The sequence below is a fragment of the Paenibacillus tundrae genome (genome assembly GCF_030812775.1).
Taxonomy (GTDB): Bacteria; Bacillota; Bacilli; order Paenibacillales; family Paenibacillaceae; genus Paenibacillus; species Paenibacillus tundrae_A.
This window is the reverse complement of record NZ_JAUSTI010000008.1, coordinates 92,111-113,766: the sequence shown is the minus strand read 5'-3', so window position 1 is coordinate 113,766 and position 21,656 is coordinate 92,111. Positions and strand designations below refer to the sequence as shown.

Annotated in this window: 20 protein-coding genes; 14 read left to right on the top strand and 6 right to left on the bottom strand. The window is 46.3% G+C overall.

Going from position 1 to position 21,656, the window contains the following annotated elements:
• Window positions 1-17: 17 nt before the first annotated feature.
• The 3 genes from J2T19_RS15720 (at window position 18) to pcp (ending at window position 2,439) form a co-directional block, all read left to right on the top strand.
• The gene (locus J2T19_RS15720; protein ID WP_307217316.1) at window positions 18-440 is read left to right on the top strand and encodes a macro domain-containing protein; all 423 of its coding nucleotides are present in this window, start codon (window positions 18-20) and stop codon (window positions 438-440) included.
• A gap of 294 nt (window positions 441-734) precedes the next feature.
• A complete protein-coding gene (locus J2T19_RS15715) occupies window positions 735-1,736 on the top strand; it encodes a Gfo/Idh/MocA family protein (RefSeq protein WP_307217314.1) in 1,002 nt (333 codons plus the stop codon).
• A 73-nt stretch (window positions 1,737-1,809) separates the two neighbouring features.
• Entirely contained in the window at window positions 1,810-2,439 is a 630-nt protein-coding gene (gene pcp / locus J2T19_RS15710) for a pyroglutamyl-peptidase I (protein WP_307217312.1), read from the top strand.
• Between the two features lie 198 nt (window positions 2,440-2,637).
• On the opposite strand, the gene J2T19_RS15705 is transcribed toward pcp, so the two are convergent.
• Together J2T19_RS15705 and J2T19_RS15700 are read right to left on the bottom strand one after the other, a co-directional pair.
• On the bottom strand, window positions 2,638-3,480 hold the full coding sequence (locus J2T19_RS15705; protein ID WP_307217310.1) for a 1,4-dihydroxy-6-naphtoate synthase: 843 nt from the start codon (window positions 3,478-3,480) through the stop codon (window positions 2,638-2,640).
• Window positions 3,477-4,349, bottom strand: a complete 873-nt coding sequence (locus J2T19_RS15700) for a futalosine hydrolase (RefSeq protein WP_307217655.1) — start codon at window positions 4,347-4,349, stop codon at window positions 3,477-3,479. Before J2T19_RS15700 ends, J2T19_RS15705 begins: the two co-directional genes overlap by 4 nt.
• A 318-nt stretch (window positions 4,350-4,667) precedes the next feature.
• On the opposite strand from J2T19_RS15700, the gene J2T19_RS15695 reads away from it, so the two are divergent.
• From J2T19_RS15695 to J2T19_RS15680, 4 genes are all read left to right on the top strand, one after another.
• A complete protein-coding gene (locus tag J2T19_RS15695; RefSeq protein WP_056694484.1) occupies window positions 4,668-5,057 on the top strand; it encodes a GntR family transcriptional regulator in 390 nt (129 codons plus the stop codon).
• The gene (locus J2T19_RS15690) at window positions 5,050-5,952 is read left to right on the top strand and encodes an ABC transporter ATP-binding protein (RefSeq protein ID WP_307217308.1); all 903 of its coding nucleotides are present in this window, start codon (window positions 5,050-5,052) and stop codon (window positions 5,950-5,952) included. The genes J2T19_RS15695 and J2T19_RS15690 overlap by 8 nt, the downstream gene beginning before the upstream one ends.
• Window positions 5,927-7,954, top strand: coding sequence for a hypothetical protein (locus J2T19_RS15685; RefSeq protein WP_307217306.1), 2,028 nt, complete (start codon window positions 5,927-5,929; stop codon window positions 7,952-7,954). The genes J2T19_RS15690 and J2T19_RS15685 overlap by 26 nt, the downstream gene beginning before the upstream one ends.
• A 352-nt stretch (window positions 7,955-8,306) precedes the next feature.
• A complete protein-coding gene (locus J2T19_RS15680; RefSeq protein ID WP_307217304.1) occupies window positions 8,307-9,311 on the top strand; it encodes a hypothetical protein in 1,005 nt (334 codons plus the stop codon).
• A 329-nt stretch (window positions 9,312-9,640) separates the two neighbouring features.
• Here J2T19_RS15680 and J2T19_RS15675 read toward each other — a convergent pair whose 3' ends face one another.
• A complete protein-coding gene (locus tag J2T19_RS15675) occupies window positions 9,641-10,834 on the bottom strand; it encodes a MalY/PatB family protein (RefSeq protein ID WP_307217302.1) in 1,194 nt (397 codons plus the stop codon).
• Between the two features lie 411 nt (window positions 10,835-11,245).
• Here J2T19_RS15675 and J2T19_RS15670 point away from each other — a divergent pair, with 411 nt between their 5' ends.
• Entirely contained in the window at window positions 11,246-11,932 is a 687-nt protein-coding gene (locus J2T19_RS15670) for a stalk domain-containing protein (RefSeq protein WP_307217299.1), read from the top strand.
• A 554-nt stretch (window positions 11,933-12,486) separates the two neighbouring features.
• Here J2T19_RS15670 and J2T19_RS15665 read toward each other — a convergent pair.
• The gene (locus J2T19_RS15665) at window positions 12,487-14,490 is read right to left on the bottom strand and encodes a S9 family peptidase (protein ID WP_307217297.1); all 2,004 of its coding nucleotides are present in this window, start codon (window positions 14,488-14,490) and stop codon (window positions 12,487-12,489) included.
• A gap of 318 nt (window positions 14,491-14,808) precedes the next feature.
• On the opposite strand from J2T19_RS15665, the gene J2T19_RS15660 reads away from it, so the two are divergent.
• The 6 genes from J2T19_RS15660 to J2T19_RS15635 all read left to right on the top strand — a co-directional run bounded on the left by J2T19_RS15660 (window position 14,809) and on the right by J2T19_RS15635 (window position 19,003).
• On the top strand, window positions 14,809-15,372 hold the full coding sequence (locus J2T19_RS15660; RefSeq protein WP_307217295.1) for an STM3941 family protein: 564 nt from the start codon (window positions 14,809-14,811) through the stop codon (window positions 15,370-15,372).
• Between the two features lie 37 nt (window positions 15,373-15,409).
• The gene (locus J2T19_RS15655; protein ID WP_307217293.1) at window positions 15,410-16,276 is read left to right on the top strand and encodes an aldo/keto reductase; all 867 of its coding nucleotides are present in this window, start codon (window positions 15,410-15,412) and stop codon (window positions 16,274-16,276) included.
• Window positions 16,277-16,507: 231 nt separating this feature from the next.
• On the top strand, window positions 16,508-16,921 hold the full coding sequence (locus J2T19_RS15650; protein WP_307217291.1) for a GntR family transcriptional regulator: 414 nt from the start codon (window positions 16,508-16,510) through the stop codon (window positions 16,919-16,921).
• Window positions 16,914-17,612 carry an ABC transporter ATP-binding protein gene (locus J2T19_RS15645; RefSeq protein ID WP_307217289.1) on the top strand — a complete coding sequence of 233 codons (699 nt, stop codon included), beginning with the start codon at window positions 16,914-16,916 and terminating at the stop codon, window positions 17,610-17,612. Before J2T19_RS15650 ends, J2T19_RS15645 begins: the two co-directional genes overlap by 8 nt.
• Window positions 17,609-18,349: a hypothetical protein gene (locus J2T19_RS15640; protein ID WP_307217286.1), complete on the top strand. Its 741-nt coding sequence runs from the start codon at window positions 17,609-17,611 to the stop codon at window positions 18,347-18,349. Before J2T19_RS15645 ends, J2T19_RS15640 begins: the two co-directional genes overlap by 4 nt.
• 162 nt (window positions 18,350-18,511) lie before the next feature.
• Complete coding sequence (locus J2T19_RS15635; RefSeq protein ID WP_307217284.1) at window positions 18,512-19,003, top strand: LURP-one-related/scramblase family protein; 492 nt, start codon at window positions 18,512-18,514, stop codon at window positions 19,001-19,003.
• Window positions 19,004-19,261: 258 nt separating this feature from the next.
• On the opposite strand, the gene J2T19_RS15630 is transcribed toward J2T19_RS15635, so the two are convergent.
• Entirely contained in the window at window positions 19,262-20,128 is an 867-nt protein-coding gene (locus J2T19_RS15630) for a WYL domain-containing protein (RefSeq protein ID WP_307217282.1), read from the bottom strand.
• Window positions 20,076-21,431, bottom strand: coding sequence for a helix-turn-helix transcriptional regulator (locus J2T19_RS15625; protein ID WP_307217280.1), 1,356 nt, complete (start codon window positions 21,429-21,431; stop codon window positions 20,076-20,078). The genes J2T19_RS15630 and J2T19_RS15625 overlap by 53 nt, the downstream gene beginning before the upstream one ends.
• Between the last annotated feature and the right edge of the window lie 225 nt (window positions 21,432-21,656).

The window sequence follows — 21,656 nt, the reverse complement described above, 5'->3', positions numbered from 1 at the left end:
GGAGGTAGAGAATCCGTATGGAGTTTAGGGAGTTACAGCAAGATTTATTCGCTATGGATGAAGACTATTCGCTAGCACATTGTATTTCAGCCGATGCTCGTATGGGGGCAGGGATTGCGGTACAGTTTAGACAACGATTCGGACTAGAGGTACTACAGGAGCAAGCAAAGCAAGAACCTCTAGAGATTGGAACATGTTATCCAGTAGGGCGAACTTTAAACTTGGTTACAAAGGCGAAGTTCTCGAATAAGCCGACATATCAGTCCTTTACCCGTGTAGTAGAATCCATGCATAGCGTATGTGTCGCTCAGGGAATTCGCAAGCTAGCCATGCCACAGATTGGTTGTGGACTGGATCGATTGAAATGGGAGAAGGTACGTACCATCATTCAGGATACATTTGCAGAGACGGATATTGAGATTGTAGTGTGTACGTTATGATCATTTTATGATCCGAAATAGGGGACTGAAGTATATCGTGGTTTGGAAGGGAAATGGAAGATTTATCTGGAAAATACAAACAAAACCTCGCTAACGTAGGCGGAGTTCACGTTCTGATTGAACGTCTTCCGTGCCTAGCTGAGGTTTTTTTGTTTAGGTTATTAGTATCCTAACGTGGAAATTGAAGCATGTTCTGACGTAGTGGATTCTTTTTGGTAAAATAAAGGAGAGTTAACGTTTCCATTCATGAAAAAGGTCAATTTGTACCGAATAGAGTATTAGGGAGGCTTTCATATGACAGGAGTTGCTGGAACGGACAAGGTGAAGTGGGGCATTATGGGCACGGGCTGGATCGCATCGCAATTTGCGAAGGATCTGAATCATGCGGGCAATGCCGTGAAGGCGGCAGTGGGTTCTCGGACGCAGGAAAGCGCAGAATCGTTTGCGGCGGAATATGGCTTTGAACGCAGCTATGGCACCTACCAAGAGATGCTGCAAGATCCGGAGCTGGATATCGTTTATGTTGCTACGCCGCATCCATTCCATAAGGAGAATGTGCTTGCATGTCTGGAAGCGGGGAAAGCCGTGCTGTGCGAGAAACCTTTTACTATGAATGGCCGTCAGCTAGAGCAACTTGTTGAGACAGCGCGCGAGAACAAGCTTTTCTTAATGGAAGGCATGTGGACACGTTTTCTACCACCAATTGTGCAGGCTAGACAGTGGATTGTGGAGGGGCGAATCGGTGAGGTACGTCTGGTAAAAGCAGACTTCGGATTCCGTATTGGCTGGGAGCCAGAGGGCAGATTGCTGAATCCAGAACTGGGCGGTGGAGCACTGCTTGATGCAGGGGTATATCCTATTTCATTCGCTTCAATGATCTTTGGCGAGCAGCCACAGCATGTGTGGAGTACCGCGAACATTGGAGAGACCGGCGTTGATGAGCAATTCTCTGTACTACTGTCTTATTCTGAGGGACGTTCAGCCTCACTGCATGGAGCTATTCGTTTGAACCTAAGCAATGAAGCAGTCATTTATGGTACAGAAGGATACATCCGATTACCGTTCTTCCTCACAGGGAAGGAAGCATATCTGCATGTGAATGGACAAGATGAGCCGGAGAAGTTCACCGATGAGCGTACAAGTATTGGCTATGCGTTCGAGGCAGAAGAAGCCGGACGTTGCATCTTGGAAGGCAAAACCGAAAGTCCAACCATACCGCTGGACGAGTCACTGGAAATTATGAAACTGATGGATACGATTCGTGCGCAGTGGGGACTGCGTTATAAGTTTGAATAATCGTTGATGTTGAACGAATCGAAAACGTTTCGAACCAGATATATAGCGTACAATGAATAGGAGTGAAGGAATCATGCTGAAAATTTTAATTTCTGGATTTGAACCTTTTGGTGGCGATGCAGTGAATCCAACGTCGGAACTAATGGAAGCTCTTACACAGGAAAAGGTGGAGGGTGCGGAGCTGAAGACGGTGCTGCTGCCTGTGCACTTTGACGAATGTGCTGATCTTCTGATCGCGGAGATGCAGGCGTATAAGCCGGATGTAGTCATTGCTTGTGGTCTGGCAAAAGGCAGAACAGCGATTACACCAGAACGCATCGCTGTAAACGTTAAGGATATTCCGTCAAGCTCTTACGCTGATAATCAGGGACAGCGCCCTGTGGACGAGCCAATTCGCGAAGACAGCCCGGATGGATTATTTTCTACCCTGCCGATCCGTTCGATGGTGAATGAGCTAACCGCAGCAGGTATCCCAGCGGCTGTATCTAATACAGCCGGAACTTACATTTGTAACAATACGATGTATCGTGTGCTGGATTGGATTCGTCTGGAACAACTACCGATCCGTGCTGGATTTGTTCATTTCCCTGCTTCAACGGAGATGGCTGTCCAGCAGTTTTCTGTGCCTTCTTTACCGATAGATATGATGCTGGATGGGTTGCGGGTGATGATCCGTACCGTGGTGCACACTGCAAAAGGATAGTGAGTCTTAGTTTATTTATCTTGATTGAAGCAACTAGACGTATGTATGAACATGGATTCGTAGAACGAATAAAAGGTTCCCGCTCTCACGCTTGATGTGAGAGTTGGGAACCTTTTTGCTGAGTGGGTACAGAATATTCTGTACACAGTTCATATGGATTTAATTCATGATGAACTTCAGCGAGCTTGGAGACATTTTCTAGATCCGCAGTAGACTTAGGTCGAATTCAGGTACAAGCCCTTCCTTCATCGCTCTTCCTAGCAGTGCAGTTATTGCACCATATCCATCATCGCCGAGGCTCGCACTGAACTCATTCACATACAGATCAATATGCTGTGCAGCTACGTCAGGATCCATTTCTTGAGCATGTTCCATCACATAGGCTCTGGATGCATCCGGGTGTGCCCAAGCGTACTCCACTGTCGCCCGCGCCCATCCAGCCAGTGCTTGAGCGTCCAGATCACGACGAGCGATGATCGCTCCAAGTGGAATAGGCAGACCTGTATCTTCTTCCCACCAATTGCCGAGATCGGTCATCAGTTTGAGGTCATAGTTTTGATAGGTGAAGCGTGCTTCATGAATGACCAATCCTGCATCAATGAGGCCATCGCGTACAGCAGGCATAATCTGATCAAATGGCATCACGACGATCTCACCGACACCACCGGGAACGTTCTGTGCAGCCCAGAGTCGGAATAACATATATGCGGTTGAGCGTTCACTAGGTACAGCAACTCGGCGTCCTGAGAGATACGCGGGATCTGTCGTGCCGCTCGCCGTTAACACAAGCGGACCACAACCTCTGCCCAGTGCGCCGCCCGCAGGCAGCAGTGCATATTTATCCAGTACATACGGCAAAGCCGCATAGGAAATTTTCATTACATCCGGGATCTCCGGGCCAATAGGGCTCGCAGCAAGACCATTAGTAATGTCGATATCCGCGTAACGAACATCCAGTTCAGGTGCTCCTGGAATTAGACCATGCACCCATGCGTGAAAGATAAACGTGTCATTGGGACACGGGGAAAATGCAATTTTCATGATGTAAGTACCTCCCGTAAAATGGAACTTGCCGCCTGGAGCGCATCTAGTGCATCCTTGATGCGCCAAGCGTCGCGGTCGCGTGGGCCGACCGCATTAGATATGCCGCGCAGTTCGAGTGCAGGCACACCGAACTGCTGAGCAGCCGTTGCCACGCCGAAGCCTTCCATGCCTTCGGCGGCGGCATCCGGCACGCGGCACAATAGCTCCGCGGCCGTCTCGGCTGTGCCGGTCGCCGTGGACACGGTGACCGCAGTGCCCCCGCTGACAGCGTGCCCAGCTCGCTTCAGCGCATCACGCAGGCGGACGGCAAGCGCTGCGTCCGCCGCAACCTGGGACGAGCCGAATCCGAGCTCGTCCACAGAGAGGAAGCCGTCTGGCGCTTGCGAGCCCAGATCGGCAGCAACCATGGCGTCGGCTACCACGAGGGAGCCGACGTCCGCCACGCCGGGGAAGCCGCCGCCGATGCCGGCACTGACCACCAGCGTGTACGCTGAGGTCAGGCCGGTTCCGGCAAGCAGCCCCGGCGTGGTTGATGCGGCAGATGCCTGCGCCGCATCGGGTTGCTCTGGCGCAGTGGCACCTTGCGCCAGAGCAGGATCTACGGCAGCCGCATCGGATGGCGGTGCCGTAGCAAGATCAGGCGCCGAGGCAACCGCCGGCGCCTTCAAACGGCTTGCAGACGCGGCCGCTAAGGCGAGCGCTGCAGCCGTTCCTGCCGCTGCGGAGGCTGGGCCGACACCCGCAGCGATCACGTCAAACATATCCGCGGCCTTGTCACCCAGTCCGCGAAGAATAGCTTCTTTCTCCGCATCCACAGCAGTAACAATTAATACACGCGGAACTCGAGATGCAGTGGGAACATTCATATGTTCTGTATCGTTTAATGCTGAATTAAGCTCATTCATTCAAGTCTTCTCCCTTGTGAAGTGTTGAATATGTCATATGTCTATCTTAACGGAAGGGTGAAGGGCAGGACAAGCTTAGAGTATCTACTCCCGTCGTAACGAAGGATCATTTGAAACTATATTCAATATGTCACTACATCCATATTATCGTATCGTGACTAGGATTATATGTCAAAAATAAGTGTTGACAAGGTGTATTAACTGTATTAATAATGATAGTACAGTTGATACACCTTATTATGGTTACATCACAATATTCTGTTAGAAAGGAGGTGCGGGATGTTCGAATTGGATGTACGCAGCCGTAAGGCGATCTATGAACAACTAGTAGACAAAATCAAAGAAATGATCGTATACGGTGTTCTCCAACCAGATGAGCAGCTTCCTTCCGTTCGCACCCTATCCGCGCAACTGACGGTGAATCCCAACACCATTCAGAAGGCATACCGAGAACTGGAACGGGAAGGTTACATCTACTCATTACAGGGAAAAGGGAGCTTCGTATCATCTTCCGTGGAACATCCGAATGCAGCCATGAGAGATGAGATTAGAGCAGCTCTGGTGAAGCTGATTGCAGAGGCTTCGTATTCGGGCTTAACCAAAGCCGACATGACGATTCTATTTCAGGAAGCGATGGCCCGTATAGAAAAGGGGGAGCCGAATGATTGAGCTGAAGCAGGTCGTCAAAACATTTCAACAGGAAAAAGCAGTAGATGGCGTCACGATGCAGGTACATAAAGGATCGATCTATGGGTTACTCGGCTCCAACGGAGCAGGCAAAACGTCCTTGCTCAAAATTATGGCGGGCATTTATCGTCAGGATAGCGGCACAGTTCGCATTGACGGAGCTGAAATCGTGGAGAATTTAGACTTGAAAGGTCGCACCATTTTTATGGCAGATGCTCCTTATTTTTTCCCGCAGTCTTCCATTCATCAAATGGCGAATTTCTATCGTTCTGTATATCCGCGGTGGAATGAGGAACGGTTCGTGCAACTAGGCAACGTATTTAAACTCGATATGAAACGTAAGCTTCATCGTATGTCCAAAGGTATGCGTCGTCAGGCAGCCGTATGGCTGGGCTTGAGCTGTATGCCTGAAATATTACTGATGGATGAGCCTATTGATGGCCTCGATCCCGTCATGAGACAACAGATCAAAAACCTATTGTTTCAGGAAGCGGCAGATCGTCAGGTAACGATTATCATCTCCTCTCATAATCTCAGGGAAATTGAGGATCTGTGTGACCACGTAGCTATTATGCATAAAGGCCGAATCATTGTAGAGAAGGATCTAGATGACCTGAAGGCAGATACACATAAAATTCAAGTTGCGTTTCGTCATCCTGATCATGCTCAAGCGATAGAAGAACATATCGACATTCTGCATGAAGAGAAGCGGGGCAGTGTATCGCTATTCATCGTCAAAGGCAATCGTGAGACGGTGACACAGCGGTTCCAGTCCCAAGATCCTTATCTGCTGGACGTACTACCACTGACGCTGGAAGAGATATTTATCTATGAAATGGAGGACGCAGGGTATGACATTCAGCCGATTATACTTTAACCGAGGCATCCTGTTCCAAAATTTCAGGCAGCATGGGTGGCTAGGCATTTTGTTTCTGATTGTATTGTTATTCTCCCTCCCACTGTCAATTGGTACGGAGTATCGGGAAGTACCATACGAGATTACAAGTTTGTTCCAGACGAATGGGCAGATGCATCTCTTGCTTGCGCTCGCATTTCCAGTTGCAATAGGGCTCTTTCTATTCCGTTATATGCAATCTGGAGCATCCTCGGATGTATATCATAGTTTGCCGCTTAAACGTAAACATCTATTAACTGCTCATTTGTTCACCGGATTTATGTTAATTCTCATTCCGATCTGGCTGACAACCGCAATTACTGGCTGGGTATGGGGTGTACTGGATGAACCGGCCTACATCTTCACAGGTGATGCGATCTGGATGTGGGGATTCAGCATGAGTATCTATTCGGTGTTTATGTTCATGTTGACCGTGGCTGTCGGCATGTGTATAGGACAATCGATCCTGCAAGGACTCACGGTGTATGCACTCATTTTGCTACCTATGGTGTTCTGGGGAGGATACGAGCTTCACTTACAACAGCATCTATTGGGATTTCCTTATAATCAAGTGGGTAGTGTTCGTACCGACATATCATTGATTACTCGAATGGAATCCATCGGTTCGGGTACAATCCTGTGGCCAGAGCTTGTGATATATGCGGTACTTACCGTGGTGTTTATCGCGTTAGCATATGTTATCTATGAGAGAAGAAAAGTTGAGTCAGCTACCGAGGCGGTTACGTTCAGAGTGGTCAAACCGATATTCCGATTTGGATTCATGTTTACCATTGTGTTGATTGGTGGAGCTTACTTCACCAGGATTGCTCCACGAGAGTCTCCAGATTGGGGCATCATCGGTTATGTCGTGGGAGCGATCGTTGGTTATATTGGTGCCGAAATGCTGATTCGCAAGACATGGTTAATCTGGAATGGCAAGCTTCTACCTCAGATGGCGCTGTACGGAATCGTAGCGGGATTGGTATTGTATGTCCCTGTTGCGGACTGGAATGGTTATGCCGCAAGGGTGCCAGCGAAGGAAGATGTTGTGCAAGTTAAGCTTGGTGGAGATGAACGGGTGTATCACAACGGGATCATGGTGAAGGCGGATGACAGTAAGCTTTATTCGAATAATCCGGAATTTATTGATGCTATCCTTGCACTCCATCATAAGATCGTAGATTCTGATCTGGATCTATTAGGCAATTTGAATTATATGCAATGGGATGATAGTGAGTTTATTTTCGTGAACTATGAGCTGGCTAACGGCAAAGTAATGAAACGAAGATATCAGATTCCTCAATCGGAGTTTGCTCAGGAATTATCGGTACTGAGGGAGATGAAGGATTACAAGGCGGTTCAATACAAGACATACAAACTAGATGAAGATGTATTGAGTATTGGCATACGGTCGTACTTAAGTGGAGCGCGTAAAACATACATTAGCAATCCACAGCATATTCGTGAATTTCTAGATTTGTTGAAGCAGGATATTTTGGATCAGACGTATGAAGAACAGACGGCACCATGGGAGTCATGGGCTAATGCCCAGATTAATCAGGAGTCGGATCTTGATCCTAATTTTCCACGAACATCATGGAATTTTGAGATTAAATCTAGTTATGATCGCGTGTTGACGTGGTTGAAGCAGCAAGAGTTGTATGATCAGCTGAATGTATTAGTAGATGATATTGTGTCAGCACAGTTCGTGAAGCAGGAGTTCGATGGTGTGGGTAACGGAAGAAGCATTTATGCTGACTCAGAGTATATCGATGCGAATCTAGGTGAACATAAACAGGTCGCTACCCAAAATAAAGAAATCATTAGCGATCTCCTCGCACGTCAACGATCCGGCTTTTATACCAAAGAAGCAGTCACCGTTTATCAGATTAAACTCAACACGGTGAGTGGCGAGAACATCTATATGATGCTGAAAGAAGAAGATTTGACTGAAGCGATGCAAGCCATACTCGTTGATCTGTAGACAATGACGGGGATGCAAAGGGGAAGGGTTCTCCCCAAGGCTAGTGATTAGCATTCAATCTGACTTGACCAGACAGAAATGATGGAATATATTAGAAAAAGGGTTGGGTTCGAGAATGAATGGTATCATTCACCGAACCCAGAGAACGGCTGATGTGGGAAGCACCCGCAGGAATAGGCAGATTGCCTATCTTGCGGGTGCTTTTTTGTCGTTTTAGCCGTTTCATACCAGGCATATATCGGTTGAATGTCATATTTTTTCATTCAACGGATATAGCCGAGATCACATCGAAAGGAGTTCATATGTGATGATGCATAGGTTCAAGTCGGAGAGAACGAAGGGGGAAAAGGCAATGCACGAAGAAAGGCACGAACCGAGATCAAGGTTGAAAAGAGAAGTTAGATACGAACCAGCAAGTCATGGCGCAAGTCATCTAGCGATGGACAAGGTGTTTGGCGAAAAGATGGACAAGCTCCCCAAGGGAGAGATCGCTAACATGAGCACAGATAGTCGTCCGCAGACGAAGCGTATAACTTCCCTGCGTTTACTTGTCCCACTAGTCATTTTGTTTAGCTTGATCCTTAACCTCAGCTTGCCCGCAGCAACCGAGGCGGCAGGGATTGAACTGGGGGTCACTGCACAGAAGGCCTGGAACGATGTATTAAATAAAGCAGATCGCCAGACGAAAACATCCTTGCAGCGGGGCTATGAGAATGTAGGAAGTTTGAAGGGGCAGGGGGAGACGTGGGAGAAGAAAACGAAAGCACTCCATACGTCCAACATGACAGAGCTCAAGCGACTGCAAGCCAGCATCCGGCAGACCGATGAGAAGAAGATATCGTCGTTAACGCATTCATTGAAACGTGCCCAAGCTCGATATGAACCGCTATTTGCCCTGTACACCGCGGTGAATAAACAGCTGGATGCAGCCAGAGCGACAAAGAACAAGGAATGGACAGCAGTTGTCCGTGCTCAAGCAGATACATTGAAGCCGGCTGTGCAACTGGCTAGGGAAGAGATCCGACTCAAGAAAAACGAGCTTGCGGAAGCGCGTAAACGGAAAAATACAGAAATCAAACGTTTGCGTAGTATGTTATCAGGTGCTGATTCGGTGAAAAGGCAAATTCAAACAGCCAAAAAACAAGTTTCGTTAACGAAAGAACGTTACTCGAATGCACTGAAACAATTCAAGCAGAGTCTCAAGCAAACCCAACCTTCACGTGTGCTAAGTTCGCTAAATCAACTCGTCTCGGCGACAGAGAAGTGGACAAGTACGAAACAGCATGTGTATACGTTGGAGCAGAAAGTGAGCAACCACTATACTAAAGTCAATCAAGAGTTGGCGAAGAGGAAGTAAAGGGGAATGCTCGAGTAGAGCAGAATTCAGGTAAAGTTCAACGTGGCACCAGCAAGTGGACTTGGGATGAAATGCAAATAGCCATCTTCTTCTCCACAAGCATGCAGAGAGAGGATGGCTATAATTAATATTTATATAGTTGAATCAATTTCATAATACCTTTAGCTGCTTACATCAAGGCGAGATATAGATCAAAACGGTTTTAATTTGTCTATTCAGTTGGTATCCCGTCATATTTATCGACGAATAAGCATGAATTTTCATCACTAACATTATCAATGTGATCCTCAATTGATTAACATCAATGAATTAAGATGCAAGCTATGAACTTATACGGATGCTTGGCTAAGTGAATTGACCCAAGCCGTTAGTCTGCGCATCGCTTCTTCAACCGTAGCGCGTGGACATGCAACGTTCATTCGCATAAATCCAGTGCCTTCCGTACCGAAGAAAATACCATCGTTAAGAGCAATCTTCGCTTCGTTCAATAGAGCACTGCTCAGCTCATCTTGCGTCATGTTCAGTTTATTGAAATCGAGCCACAACAGATACGTTGCGTCTGGCAAATAAACCCCAAGTTGAGGAAGATGCTCTGCCGCATATCGTTGTACATACTCCATATTTCCGCGGACATATGCGAGACATTCATTCAACCAGTCTGCGCCACCTCTGTATGCTGCTTCGGCAGCTGTAGCGCCTAACGTGCTGATGCTGGACAGTCCCATCATTTTGACTCCCTGTATAAATGATTCTCTCACCTTGGCATTTGGAATAATAATATTGGATGTGCAGAGCCCCGGAATATTGAAGGTTTTGCTTGGTGCCGTGCATATGATGCTTTGTTGAGCAATCGCATCCGAGATCATAGATAATGGTGTGTGAGCACCTGCCTGATGTACCAGGTCAGCATGAATCTCATCGGAAACGATCAGTATCTCGTATCTCACACATAGAGCAGCGAGCTCTTCCAACTCATGACGACTCCATACCGTTCCTAATGGATTATGGGGGCTGCATAGAATTAGCATTTTGACCCGACCTGTCTTGAAGCAGGATTCGAGATGTTCTAGATCCATCGTATAGTGACCATTCGTTCCTTTGAGTGGATTAGTCATGAGCTCTCGGCCTTGTCCACGTACGACTTCATAGAAAGGAGCATATACCGGCGTTTGAATAACGACTGCATCACCTGGTGCGGTAAAGCGTTGTACAGCAATGCTTAAGGCTGGCACGATGCCGGGGGTGAACACAATCCAATCCTTCTGGATGCTCCAGTTGTGTCTGCTCTCCATCCATCCGATCACGGCCTCATGATATGAATCCGTACGTACCGTATAACCGAAGACACCGTGTTCCACACGGGATTGCAGCGCCTGAATTACCGATGGCGGGGCAGCAAAATCCATATCGGCTACCCACATCGGCAGTGCCTCCGTAACACCGAAAACCTCCTCTAGTGCGTCCCACTTTTCCGAGCCTGTATCAAGACGATGAATTGATTCACCAAAGCTATATTTTTTCATTACATGTTCCCCCTTTTTGTTCCGTTCAGTTCGACCACATTCGACAGACTATTATCTAATAAAATTAGTATTTCTGCAACTTGAACCCATACTTCTGTTAGTAGGTCAACATAGTAGGACATTAGCGTTACTTCGCGCAAGAAAGACACACAGTGTAATTAGTACGACCATGGGTATAGTTGCTAATTCGGGACTTTTATCATGGTACATGTTTGCCTAACGAGGGGAGTATATATTGTTAGAAAAGACTATTTTAGTACGCCCGGAGACCTGTTTTAGTGATAATTGAGTTCAAAAGCTGTCATCAGATGGTATTATGATTCCATTCTTTGGTTTAACAACGTATTGACATCAATCAACGCTATGTATTGGGTAATGGCATGAATATACTCATTGAGGAGGTCTCACAGGATGAAAAGCAAAAAATGGATCGTTACAGCAGGGGTACTTGGTATGGTGCTGACTGGTTCAGCGGGAGTATATGCAGGTACTCAACTAGAAACGATCAAAGCATACCTGAATCATGGTTTAGCCATTGAGGTGAATGGGCAGAAGTTTACGCCGACAGGAGAACAGGGGAAGAAGCTGGCTCCGATCACTTACCAAGGGAGTACATACTTACCAGTACGCTCTATAGCTGAGGCATTGAACACAGAAGTTAAGTATGATTCGCAGAACAACAAAGTAAGCATTGGTTCAACTAGTTCATCTGGTGCGCCAACAACAGGAAACAGTGGAACAACCGCTCCGTCTACAGGGGCAAATACACAGGCGCAAGGTGTGAAATCCAAATACCTGCCGGCTGATTTTCCATTGCCTAAAGATGCAAAGACCATCTCCCTTGTGGAAAATGTGATGGACGGCAAGAAGAAGGTTAGTCTGACCTATAGCACAAAAGAGACATTAACTGTCCTTGGAGCATCATATCGCGACTACTATCAGAACCAAAATCTTACGCAGAACGTCCAAGACTTAGGTGCTGATGACTTCAGCATCGTGGGACGTGCGGATGGTAAATTTGCTGTATCGATCTCAGGATCATCTTCCAGCATTAACGAGGGGTATAACGAGGTCACGGTAGTGTGGGGAGAAGAATAGAGGAAATAGAGAATCGTTGGAAACTGTATGAGTTAGAAGCAGATAGCCAGATGGGATGTGTCGAAAGAACATTAGAGGAGGCTTAGACTTTAGCTTGGATTAAGTTAAGGTGACGTTTGAAACGGAGCAACTAAAGTATATTCCATATAAAATAGCCTTTCTCCCAACACTGCCGCTCTTAACGAATCTGAGAAAGCTTATTCGACCATATCACGGCGAATGGAAATGGTAACGAACCTGAGAAACGCTATACTACCAAATACGACGGAATACATCTAATTTTCACGCCCAAAAGGTGTATTAGCGTGTCCACAATTCGTTAGAACTCCCCAAGTGTTATTTATAAGCTAATAAGGTCGACTGAGTTCGTTAGAGGATGATTAATAGGGACAACAGCACCAGCGTTCGTTAGTTCTGTTATCCCGGAGTAGTCGAATACTGCCGACATCGAAAAACCACGTAGAGGTCATCACACAGATGACTTCACGTGGTTTTTTGGTGAGGGTATTTTTTTACAGGTAGCATCACTCGTTGCTCGTTTCCGTACTTACTATTTAGAGGTGCTCGTTAAACCAACCCGCAATATGCTCAAGCCGGCGGACTCTCAGATGTGGATGTCCTCCTCTGGACAATTCATGATTAGCCCCTGGGAAACGAACGAGACGTGTCGTCTGTCGGCGTCGCTTCAAGGCAATATATAATTGTTCAGCTTGTTCGATCGGGCATCGTAAATCCTGCTCTCCATGCAAAATAAGCAGTGGGGTTGTTACATTGCCTACATAGGCTAGTGGAGAGTGCTTCCATAACTTCTCCGTATCATCCCAAGCGTTGCCGCCAATCTGATCCTCTGTGAAGAAATATCCGATGTCGCTGACGCCGTAGAAAGAGAGCCAGTTGGATATGGAGCGTTGTGTGACGGCTGCCTTGAATCGATCTGTATGCCCAACAATCCAGTTGGTCATGAAGCCACCATAACTGCCACCAGTAACACCTAGGCGAGTCTCGTCGATAAAGTCATATTGTCCAAGGGCATAATCGACAGCTTCCATCAGATCACGGTAATCCCCGCCGCCATAATCTCCACGGCAGGCATTGACGAATTGTTGCCCATATCCCAGACCCCCACGAGGGTTGAGATACATTACGGCATACCCTTGTGCGGCAAGGATTTGGAATTCATGCATAAATGTAAAGCCATACATCATATGTGGCCCACCATGGATTTCAAGAATCGTTGGGATTTTGACCCCATCGACCACGCCCTGTGGTTTCATGATCCATCCTTGTAGTCTGAGTCCATCCGAAGAGTCAAACCAGAATGTCTCTGGTGAACTAAGTTGGATCTGTTCAGTCAACTGTGGGTTGCTATGTGTCAGTTGAACAGGCTGAGCTTCGATGTCATCCGGCTCACGATAGAGAAAGAGATCTCCCGGATTCAAAACATCAGCCACGGCTGCAACAATCTGTCCATTTGCAAGTTCAGCGAATTGATAGAATTCTCTTTCGGTCGGTAAAATATAGCGTGACTCGCCGCCGTCTCTTGCAAATTTGGCAATTCGAACACTACCTTCGATTGTTACTAGGCAAAGGATTGACGAACCATCACGGCTAAATACAGGTCCCGTAGGATTTAAATGGGAGCGCATATCTCCAACGAGACTATGGCTACACTGCACATCCCAATCTGAATTCAGGCATTCTAGCTCACCGCCTGTGTGGGGGAGTGAATATAATTTGATAAGCGTAGCGTTGTGATAGGAACGGTCACTGGCGAGTAGTGCAATGGATTGTCCATCTGGTGCATAGGTAAGACGGTAGAATGAATATCCTTCCGGCGTTAGCTGCTCAAGCGTTGTTCCGTCAGGCTTCGCACGGTATACATGGTTGGTTAGACTGTAATCGTTATGATCTTGGCCTTCTTCTGGCATCTGGGTAATCCAAGCGATGCTTGATCCATCCGGTGACCATGCATACTCTCCAACATCGTAGTGGCCTGAGGTTACTTGCGTAGCTTCTCCACCTTCAAGCGAGATATAGAAGAGATGATTGCGTCTGCCGTTCCATAATCCACCTTGATCTGATTTCATCCGAATGCGATCCACGATATGCTCTTGTGGTAATTTGTTTTCTGCGGAATCTTGGGTATCCTTATCGTCCTCAGCTTGCTCATCCACAGAGGATTTAACGAGCAAGGCTTGTCCGTCTGGTGACCAGATCATCGAACTAACCCCATGCTTGAGATGACTTGCAATTCTAGCCTCTCCACCGTCGGATGCGATGAGCCAAACTTGGGTCTTCCCATCCTGTTCCCGTAAAAAGGCAAGCTGTGATCCGTCGGGAGACCAGACAGGAGAGTGATCCTTTTCCCCGGAAGTAAAGGGACGGTCTTGATGGCTTACGAGATCCAAGAGTCTCAGGTGGGATGAATAACCATCTCGGCCGTCATTCGTTTTTCGACTCACATACACCAGTTGTCTACCTTGAGGAGATGGTGTTGGATCGTTAACCCATGTGATCTGAAACAGGTCTTCCGAAGTCATGCCACGTAAATTATTCATTCTATGTCCTCCCACCCTAATTTAAATGTATTTTCCTAACCTTTCCATTTATATTAACGGAAACAGTAGAGCAGGACAATGTCCATAAGCCATTGAAGTTCACTTTTTTCCTATTATTTGACGGTATAAAGGAATTGTCAGAATTGTGACGAATTCTACTGTTGAATAGTCACGAAACGGACAAATAAAAGTCCTAACTTACCGTTTAGACAGACTAGAATACGTTTAATTAACAATGCTAATTATGCCATTTGATATAGATATACGACCTATGAACGAGCAACTATTTTTTTGTCGCATTGAAAGGGGAAGGCCACATTGTCCACATCCTATGAACAACAACACGTAGAATACCCTAGTCGTAAACGTCTAGCGTGGCTTACAGCAGGGTCAGCGATTTTTATTGCAGCCGGTTTATTCTTAATTCTTAATGATTCGAAGGATTCTGGTGCTTCTACTGTTTCATGTGTGGTTGGTGTTGTTTCTATTTTGTTTTTTGGCTGTTGTCTATGCTACATTCTGATGAAAATGATCAAGAAAGAGCCTTCATTTGTGGTGGATGAGAAGGGATTTGTTGATTCTTCTTCGTATACGTCAGGTGGTTCCATTGCCTGGACAGATGTAGAGAATATTTTTATGTATGAGCTCATGGGACAACCGATGATTGGCATTAAGCTTCGGGATGAGAAGGCCTTTCTGGATCGCCAGATGGGCATTAAACGCAAATTAATGACCGTGAATACGAATATGGTGGATGCCACGATAAGCATAGCGCAGAATAGTCTCACATTACCGTTAGATCAATTATATGTGATGATGGTGGGACGCTGGAAACGGGCCAATCCGTCCGTTACTAACCAACAACCGCCTGAACAAGTATAGATGACACCACAATGTAATCTAATGGGAGGTAATTCGAATGAATCAGGATCAGATCGCTCGTACAGTTCAATTGCCGGATGGTACAACCTTGCCTGCAATTGGTCAAGGTACATGGTACATGGGTGAAAAGGATTCGAGCCGTACGAAGGAAGTTAGAGCCTTGCGAGATGGAATTGAACTGGGAATGACTCTTATAGATACCGCAGAGATGTATGCAGAAGGCGGGGCAGAAGAGGTGACGGGTGAAGCGATCGAAGGTTGTCGTGATGATGTATTCCTGGTGTCGAAAGTGTACCCACATCATGCAGACCGGCAACAGATGATTACAGCTTGCGAGAACAGCCTCCAGCGTCTAGGTACAGATCGGATAGATCTCTATTTGCTGCATTGGCGAGGAAGGGTTCCACTTGAAGAGACCGTCGAAGCTATGGAGCAATTGAAGCATGCGGGCAAGATTCTGCGCTGGGGTGTATCTAATCTGGATACAGACGATATGCAGGAGTTATGGAACCTGCCCGGCGGTAAGCATTGTGCAGTGAATCAAGTGTTGTACCATGCTGCATCACGGGGCATAGAATATGATCTATTGCCTTGGTTACGAGAACGGCATGTTCCTGTGATGGCGTATTGTCCTCTTGCACAAGGGGGCAGACTGCGTAAAGAATTACTCGAACATCCAGTCATCCAAGAGATTGCAGAAGCACGGAATGTGACGACTTCCCAGATTGCATTATCTTGGGTCATCCGTGAAGGCGATGTCATTGCGATACCTAAAGCAGTCCAACTAGAACATGTGGCAGATAATGCGGCCGCAATGAATCTGGTTTTGACCCCAGAGGAAGAGGCGCGGCTGAATGAGGTGTTCCCTGCACCACAACGGAAAGTTCCTTTGGACATTGTATAATGTTGTGTTTGTTACACCGAGTTGGAGATAGCTGAAGTTATCCGCCGAAAATAGCTAGACCTATCTAAAAGTAGCTGAGGGTAGCTTGTTATAGGAAGAGCAGATCGTATAGATCTGCTCTTTTTTGTTTTTTATATCTGGACAGAACGACTTAAAATATAGGCTTTACAATACCAGATCACTAGTGTACTATCTAACTAACACACAGATACAGAGGGGAGCGAGAGCTTTGTGAGTATGGAATTTGATAATAATTTACCAATCTATATACAGATCATGCAGTACATCAAGAAGCAGATTGTGACCGGAACACTGCAAGCTGGAGATAAGATTCCTTCAGTACGGGAACTAGCGGCTGAATTACAGATCAATCCCAACACGGTACAACGTACGTTCCAAGAGCTGGAACGAGAAGAAGTGGTGGAAACGAGACGCGGGCTTGGAAGATATGTGACAAGTGAGGAGTCGAAGATTATGACGATTAAAAAAGAAATGGCTGGAGAATTACTGGAGCGCTTCCTGACAGGTATGCAAGAACTCGGTATTGAGGAGCAGGACATTGTCTCGATTGTGGCAGAAGCCGTTGCCGAAGGACAATCGCAACAGAATAATCCGGCTGGAAAGGGAGGAACGCAGCATGGCTAACATTTTGGAGTTGAACCAAGTTAGTAAGTCTTATGGCAAAAAGCAGGCATTGCAAGACGTGACACTTGAAATTGCTCCGGGTCGAATTGTCGGACTGCTTGGCAGTAACGGTAGTGGCAAGAGTACCTTAATGAAGCTGGTTGCCGGATTGCTGCATCCGAGTAGTGGTTCCATTCAGGTCGCTGGCATACCGATTGGGCTAGAGACGAAGTCGCTTGTATCTTTTATGCCAGATAAGCCATTAACGGAGAGCTGGATGAAGGTGCGTGATGCGATTGCTTATTACCGTGATTTCTATGCCGATTTTGATCAAGAAAAGGCGCGGGAAATGCTGGATTTCATGAAGCTCGCAGAGGGGGAGCGTGTTAAACATCTCTCGAAAGGTATGAATGAAAGACTACAGCTAACACTCGCTTTATCCCGTAAAGCTCGTCTATATCTGTTAGATGAACCGATTGGGGGAGTTGACCCTGTCGCTCGCGGCAAAATCTTGGATGCCATCGTCAAATTCTATGATGAAGATAGCAGCCTTATCATTTCAACGCACCTATTGAATGATATTGAACGAATCTTTGACGAGGTCATCTTTATTCGTGAGGGCCAAATGGTACTGCGGGAAGAAGTTGAAACGCTGCGTCTGCAAAACGGAAAAAGTGTGGATGAGATGTTCAAGGAGGTCTATGCCGAATGATGACATTACTGAAGTATGACTTTAAACGAAACTGGAATACCCTGTTAGCCAATCTGGTGACTCTGATTGTTTTGCAGATTGCGGTAGCACCCTTTTTACCAAGCGGTGGAGAAATCATTCTTGCGATTGTCTCATATACAGCGGCAGGTATAGCAACCTTTGTCAAAGTGATCAAGACATACTGGTCTAACATTCGCTCCTATAATCGTCGTCTCGTTCCTGTATCCGGGCTATCTCATGTGTTATCTCCACTGCTCTTTGGAGCGATATGTGGGCTGGTGTTGGCGGTGATTGGTTTGATTCACTTTTTGATCTATGATGCATTGAACACAAGGATTGATATTATATACTTTTTCAACAATACCGGAATTGACCTCTCAAGTATTGCAGCCGTTTTTTTGTTAGGTCTTTGGGTGATCTTGTTTATGTCTATAATCATCTTTCTCTCCATTTCAATTGCAGGTAGCTTCCGCTGGAAAACAGGGCCGTGGATTGGCATCGTTGCATATTTCGTCATTACTACGGTTATTAGCTGGATTGAGAATATTATTTTTTCAGGTGTGGTTAGCCCATTACAAGTATTTAACTTCACAGAGGAAAGCACTGGAATGACGATCACCTCTAATGGAGTTTTATGGACAGGCGACAGGTGGGGGAGTACGATCTTCGAAGTGATTGTAGCCATTGGATTAGTTGCCTTAACCGTGTATCTGAATAATAAAAAAGTTGAAGTGTAGTCACAGGTAACATGTGACATGTAATAAATGATGTTCTGTCGTTGCTCGTAAAGCAGGCAGAACATTTTTTTGTGTTGAAGCCTCTGCCTCTTTTATGACGTAAATAGATGAATTACGTTATAATAGTAGATTAGGTATAGGCTTGTAAGGAGGAGGGATTCCATGGAGCTGTACTTTAGGGATAATTTTTTCAACGCTGGTTATACGGAAATTATGAATCAAGACCAAGAACAGGTAGGGCATTTAGATCTAAAGAGTGCCTTTGGATCATCGATCGATGTATTTGCCCCGTCAGGCTTAATCTGCAGCGGCAAATTCCGGATGTTAACGAACCGATGGGATGTAACTGCTGCTGATGCAAGCCATTGGGGTGTACTGAGAGCAAGACTTAGTTTCTTTAGTAAAAAGTATGAATATGATGCTGGGTCTCGTGGTGTATATGAGGTGTCCGCACCGGCTTTCTCGCAGGAGTATGAGATTACCGGTATGGGCGGCAGGACGGTAGCCAGCTTCAGACGAACAAGTGGGTGGTTCAGCTCAGGAGCCTTTGTGCTTCACAATGAGTCAGAACAGCTCGGTACTTATGAGTTGATCGCGGTGGTGATGGGTGTACATGCGATTAATAAGCGACGGAATTCGGCGAACAGTACGTAGGGAAATAAAGATGGTAACAGATGTTGCTTATTGAATAATGCGTAACACCATGTATCCAAAACTAAACACCACATTGCACATATAAAGCATGGGCGATGTATCATACAACAAGCCTGGACAATGTGTCCAGGCTTGTTATTGCAGGCACATATATCAATCGTTTAATTACAGAATTAGATTGTTTTACTTATGACATATAGGATATTTCGGTTTCTTAAGTAAGCTTTTTTGCTGCGGATGTCACATCATTTACTCCACCTAAGAAGTGCCTGTGGTATGGCTCGCATCATACTGTGCGTGCTGAGACTCTGATTCACCCTCGGCTTCAGATTCCGCGTAACGCGCCAGCACCTTAGAGGCCGTCTCCGCCATACGCATACGGAGCGAAGCATTGTCAGTGATTCGAACTCTTTTCCCCAGAAAGCGCATCTTGGATAGAACATAATCCATTTCTCCCCGTGGAATCGTGAGTATAATCCGGTAGGTCTGTTCACCTTCATCATAGTCGACCTGCTTCTCGAAGCAGGAGAATGCGTACAGGATCCGCGACAGCTCCTGATTAAACTCAGGCAACACTTCAATGGTTACAGTTGTCTTTCGGTGTTCAGTTAATGTGGTAATCTGTTGTGCATACTTGGAAGCGAGAGCTGCTTCAATGGGCTCGGCTTCTACGGCAATGATACTGTGAAGCTTGGTTGCCATAAGCTTGTGAAAGCGCGGAGCATACCAGAGCACATACCATTCTTTTTTGACCATAGAGTATTCCAGCTTGTATGGAAACCCGAACTGGTCGTTGCTGATTCGTCCATTGCGGACACGGCCAGTTAAGCGAAACCCCTGATGATGTAATATCATCTGCCTTAAAGTTTGAAGAAGTGGGTGAGAGACGCTGTTTTCTACGCTTTTAGCTTTTTCCGTCAGGTAGTCCTGAAGGTTCAAGTCCTGCTCTGCTTCCAACATCTCCTGCAGTTTCTTAAGGGTCAAGGGACGTAGTGCCTCGAACGCCGCCGGATGCTTCAACATCAACCGCAGCCAAGCGCGTTCTTGCGATGTCCAAGTGAACAGTCCTGTCTCATTCAATCTCGTCATGATCTGGTAATTGAACATCTTCTCGAACAGGTTCATAGTACTGAGCAATCTCCTTCCATTCCTTAATCATTTCTTGGCGTAGCCTGCGGGGAGCAAGCACTTCACAGCTAGAGCCGAAACTCCGCAGCCATGGTTTGATCTCTGTTGTACCGTTCACACGAATCTCATAGAGGAAAGTATCATTACTTTCAGGCGTGATCGTACCCCATTGCCCTTGTAACTTCACACGATCCAATATGAAGTTGCGCTGACCATCGGTGGGGTGGAAGAAACGTGCTTGCACCGTAACGGTATTTCCGGTGTCCACAAGCCAGCTGTATCGGCTAAGATCGGCCCATTGTTTTTTTAATTGATCCATGTATGCTTCATTCGCCGCGTTTTGCTCTTCGATCTGGGTAATGCCCTCCATTCGAAATTTCACAAAACCACGACGTCCTTGATATCCCACGACATACCAACGTCCATATTGATGGTCGTAAACGACCTCCAGTGGAAGGATGCGGTTCAGACGTCCCTCAGCTTCTCGTTCAAATAATGGATTCGTGTTCTGTGAGCTGTAGCTAGATGGCTTCTTAGGGGAATAATAGATAAACTGAACCCATTTCCGTTGCCGAATTGCACCAAGTAATGTGTATAAATGCGCTTCGTCCAAGATGCGTGAGTAGTAGTGGTATTTATAGATGAAAGGCTCGGTTGCTTCTTCTTGCGGATAACTTAGAGCAATTGCCTTTTTGAGGCTATCCCGCAGTAAATATCCTTGAACAGAAGGAACCTGAGTGTTCGCCATGATATCCACAAAATCATATAGTTCCAGTTGTTCCTCAGCCGTGAGCTCAGTCAGGACATCCTGTTGCAGAAGATACCGGTAGGGTCTGCCGCCAGGTTCCTTGCGAATAACCCCAACCTCTTCCAGATATTTAAGATCCGAACGAATCGTTTTCTCATCAGGCAATGCCATGTCCTCAGGCAGGTCTTCACAGCAGGCATCCAGCAGTTCCATGGCGGTTAGAGGTGTTTGCTGAAGCGCATGTAAAAGAAGAACAAGCCGCTTAACCTCCGTCTCTTTCATCGACTTGGCGCGAAATAGGAAGAGCAGCATAGGCTCTGCCGACTCACCATATTGGAAGCGAGCCAGATCATTCATTTCTTTGCCTGGCTCTGAATCTGTGCGTTGTTCTGAGACAGTCTGCATAATCTCTCTTAATCGCCGTGTCGTCTTATCAAAGGTATGTATTGAAATGCCAAGTCGCTCGGCATATTGCTTACGATTATATGCACCACTTGTTAGGGATAACATACGAAGAAACTGAATTTCTTTGTCAAAGCTCTCTTTTGCCATAATACTCACTCCTTGTTGGCCTACCTCTTATTGTAACAGGAACATAGGCAGCTTTCATTTTATATGTGTCTGTCGCCATACTTTCACCATGTTCCTGACGTCCAAGAAGAGGCATAATCAAACCATAGGTTTGAGCAGACGATGACACGAGAGCAGATAGGATAACAAACCCGTAGAGAGTCGGGAGCTATACATTGTATCAGCTATACAGCGTATTCGCCAAAG

Bases quoted from the DNA above. Each gene is read 5' to 3' on its own strand.
- J2T19_RS15720 (WP_307217316.1), top strand. From the start codon at position 18: ATGGAGTTTAGGGAGTTACAGCAAGATTTATTCGCTATGGATGAAGAC.
- J2T19_RS15715 (WP_307217314.1), top strand. From the start codon at position 735: ATGACAGGAGTTGCTGGAACGGACAAGGTGAAGTGGGGCATTATGGGC.
- pcp (WP_307217312.1), top strand. From the start codon at position 1,810: ATGCTGAAAATTTTAATTTCTGGATTTGAACCTTTTGGTGGCGATGCA.
- J2T19_RS15705 (WP_307217310.1), bottom strand. From the start codon at position 3,480: ATGAAAATTGCATTTTCCCCGTGTCCCAATGACACGTTTATCTTTCAC.
- J2T19_RS15700 (WP_307217655.1), bottom strand. From the start codon at position 4,349: ATGAATGTTCCCACTGCATCTCGAGTTCCGCGTGTATTAATTGTTACT.
- J2T19_RS15695 (WP_056694484.1), top strand. From the start codon at position 4,668: ATGTTCGAATTGGATGTACGCAGCCGTAAGGCGATCTATGAACAACTA.
- J2T19_RS15690 (WP_307217308.1), top strand. From the start codon at position 5,050: ATGATTGAGCTGAAGCAGGTCGTCAAAACATTTCAACAGGAAAAAGCA.
- J2T19_RS15685 (WP_307217306.1), top strand. From the start codon at position 5,927: ATGACATTCAGCCGATTATACTTTAACCGAGGCATCCTGTTCCAAAAT.
- J2T19_RS15680 (WP_307217304.1), top strand. From the start codon at position 8,307: ATGCACGAAGAAAGGCACGAACCGAGATCAAGGTTGAAAAGAGAAGTT.
- J2T19_RS15675 (WP_307217302.1), bottom strand. From the start codon at position 10,834: ATGAAAAAATATAGCTTTGGTGAATCAATTCATCGTCTTGATACAGGC.
- J2T19_RS15670 (WP_307217299.1), top strand. From the start codon at position 11,246: ATGAAAAGCAAAAAATGGATCGTTACAGCAGGGGTACTTGGTATGGTG.
- J2T19_RS15665 (WP_307217297.1), bottom strand. From the start codon at position 14,490: ATGAATAATTTACGTGGCATGACTTCGGAAGACCTGTTTCAGATCACA.
- J2T19_RS15655 (WP_307217293.1), top strand. From the start codon at position 15,410: ATGAATCAGGATCAGATCGCTCGTACAGTTCAATTGCCGGATGGTACA.
- J2T19_RS15645 (WP_307217289.1), top strand. From the start codon at position 16,914: ATGGCTAACATTTTGGAGTTGAACCAAGTTAGTAAGTCTTATGGCAAA.
- J2T19_RS15640 (WP_307217286.1), top strand. From the start codon at position 17,609: ATGATGACATTACTGAAGTATGACTTTAAACGAAACTGGAATACCCTG.
- J2T19_RS15635 (WP_307217284.1), top strand. From the start codon at position 18,512: ATGGAGCTGTACTTTAGGGATAATTTTTTCAACGCTGGTTATACGGAA.
- J2T19_RS15630 (WP_307217282.1), bottom strand. From the start codon at position 20,128: ATGAACCTGTTCGAGAAGATGTTCAATTACCAGATCATGACGAGATTG.
- J2T19_RS15625 (WP_307217280.1), bottom strand. From the start codon at position 21,431: ATGGCAAAAGAGAGCTTTGACAAAGAAATTCAGTTTCTTCGTATGTTA.